Origin of the sequence: Bradyrhizobium sp. 154, from assembly GCF_023073875.1 — a bacterium.
Taxonomy (GTDB): domain Bacteria; phylum Pseudomonadota; class Alphaproteobacteria; order Rhizobiales; family Xanthobacteraceae; genus Bradyrhizobium.
Genome location: NZ_JADPKG010000075.1, coordinates 1 through 2309 on the forward strand (window position 1 = coordinate 1; position 2309 = coordinate 2309).

General features: G+C 62.1%; 1 protein-coding gene and 1 pseudogene. Both read left to right on the plus strand.

Annotated features, from left to right (window positions below; genetic code table 11):
• On the plus strand, positions 1-1387 hold a 1387-nt coding region (locus tag IVA92_RS18205), incomplete at its 5' end, for a DUF1522 domain-containing protein (RefSeq protein ID WP_247276046.1).
• Positions 1388-1736: 349 nt separating this feature from the next.
• A pseudogene (locus tag IVA92_RS18210) lies at positions 1737-2309 on the plus strand (flagellin); the annotation flags it as partial.

Below are 2309 nucleotides of genomic sequence, written 5' to 3' on the forward strand. Positions count from 1 at the left end.
CGCGACGATCAAGAGCTCGACCGGTGCCGACCTCAGCATTACCGGCAAGGCCGATTTCCTCAAGGGCCTGGGCCTCACCAGCGCAACGGGTAGCGGCAACGCAACGCTGAACGTCACGCGCACCACGGCGTCCGGCTCGCTGGGTTCGTTGATCCAGGACGGCTCGACGCTGAACGTCAATGGTCACGTCATCACCTTCAAGAACGCGCCGATCCCGGGCTCGACCAACGCTCCGGCAGTTCCGAGCGGCTTCGGGGCCAGCGGTAACGTCCTGACCGACGGCAACGGCAATTCGACGGTCTATCTGCAGGCCGGTACCGTCGCCGATGTGCTGAAGGCGGTCGACTTTGCGACCGGTGTGCAGACCTTCACGCTCAATGGCAGCGGTGGCGGTACGCTCGCGACCGCGACGGGCCAGATCAACTCGTCGATCAACGCCTCCGGCCAGCTCAAGCTGTCCACCGGCGTCAATGCCGACCTGTCGATCACCGGCACCGGCAATGCGCTGGCCGCGCTCGGCCTCGCCGGCAATACTGGCAGCGCGACCGCGTTCACCGCGGCCCGTAACTCCGGCGTCGGCGGCATCAGCGGCAAGACCTTGACCTTCTCCTCCTTCAACGGCGGCACGGCAGTCGACGTCACCTTCGGCGACGGCACCAACGGCACGGTCAAGACGCTCGATCAGCTCAACACCAAGCTGCAGGCCAACAACCTGTCCGCGACGATCGACGCCAACGGCCTGCTCACGGTCTCGACCACCAACGACTATGCGTCCTCGACCATCGGATCGAGCGCCGCGGGTGGTGCGATCGGCGGCACGCTGACGACGTCGCTGACGTTCTCGACGGCTTCCAGCCCCGTTCAGGACACAGTTGCCCAGACGGCCCGTGCCAACCTGGTCAACCAGTACAACAACATCCTGAACCAGATCGACACGACCTCGCAGGACTCCTCGTTCAATGGTGTCAACCTGTTGAACGGCGATCAGCTCAAGCTGGTGTTCGACGAGACCGGCAAGTCGAGCCTGAACATCACCGGCGTGACCTACAACTCAAAGGGCCTGGGTCTGGCTGCGCTGACCAGCGGTGTCGATTTCATCGACAACGCTGCCACCAACAAGGTGCTGACCAATCTGAATGCCGCGTCGAGCACGCTGCGTTCGGAGGCTTCCGCGCTCGGTTCGAACCTCTCGGTGGTGCAGGTGCGTCAGGACTTCAACAAGAGCCTGATCAACGTGCTGCAGACCGGTTCGTCCAACCTGACTTTGGCCGACACCAACACTGAAGCGGCGAATAGCCAGGCGCTGTCGACCCGCCAGTCGATCGCGGTCTCCGCGCTCTCGCTGGCCAACCAGTCGCAGCAGAGCGTGCTCCAACTGCTCCGCTAAATCGCGGACGACATCGCAACCAAGACATGGCGGCGGGGCTTCGGCCCCGCCGTTTCTTTTATCCCGTTGTATGAAGAGTGAGACGTAGACGGTGCATTCGAATGCAGCCAATTGCTCACTCTGAGTTATGGTTGACAAGTAGCAAACACATCGCCACTGCACGAAAAAGCATCATCTTATCATGACGATACACGAGGGCGTGATCTGGATTCGATCGCGCACATGGTGAATCCGCACAAGGACTGCAGCGACACGCTTCATGCTTTGTTAGCCCCAAAAGTACACCCTCCCGGCATCGATTAATCCTAATCGAAGTTTGTTGCGTTGCGTACCAGAAGGGTAACAGCTTATGTCCGGTATCGTTCTCTCCTCGTCGGTTCGTCAGAACCTGCTCTCTCTCCAGTCCACCGCCGATCTTCTCGCCACCACGCAGAGCCGTCTGTCGACCGGCAAGAGCGTCAACTCGGCTCTCGACAATCCCACCAACTTCTTCACGGCACAGTCGCTCGACAACCGCGCCAGCGACATCAACAATCTGCTCGACGGCATCGCCAACGGCGTGCAGGTGCTGCAGGCTGCCAACACCGGCATCACCTCGCTGCAGAAGCTGATCGACAGCGCCAAGTCGATCGCCAACCAGGCGCTGCAGACCACCGTCGGCTATTCCACCAAGTCGAACGTCTCCACCACGATCGCGGGTGCGACGGCTTCGGATCTGCGTGGCACGACGTCTTACGCGAGCGCGACCGCTCTCGGTAACGTGCTGTATAGCGGCGCTGCCGGCGGCACGGCCGCTGCGACCTCGTCTTCGACGTTAGGCAGTGCTGCCCAGGGTAGCTTCACGGCTGCTGCGGCGGTGAAAGCGGCCGACGGCACGACCAACCTGGCCGGCACCGCGACCTTGATCGGTGCGGCCGGTGCT